The 229-nt window shown below is 72.1% G+C and carries 1 pseudogene; it reads left to right on the top strand.

From position 1 onward, the window contains the following. Positions 1–229 (top strand): annotated as a pseudogene (locus KVS71_RS19700) (CCA tRNA nucleotidyltransferase); the annotation flags it as partial.

Genomic DNA, 229 nt, shown 5'->3' with positions numbered 1-229 from the left:
GGATGCCGCCGGGCGCCGCTACGTCCGCGATGCCGGGGACCTGCTGGAGCGCCTGCTCATCCTCACCCGCGCCGACGTCACCACGCGGAACAAGGGCAAGGCCGCCCGGCTCGCCGCCGCCTACGACGACATTGAGTCCCGGATCGCGGCGCTCCGCGAGCAGGAGGGGCTCGACTCCATCCGTCCGGCGCACGTCGGCAACCTCATCCCGGAGGTACTCGGCATCTCT

The sequence above is a fragment of the Microbacterium sp. GbtcB4 genome (genome assembly GCF_019091465.1).
Taxonomy (GTDB): domain Bacteria; phylum Actinomycetota; class Actinomycetes; order Actinomycetales; family Microbacteriaceae; genus Microbacterium; species Microbacterium paraoxydans.
Note: the sequence above shows the minus strand (reverse complement) of the source record. Positions and strands in the feature narration are given on the sequence as shown.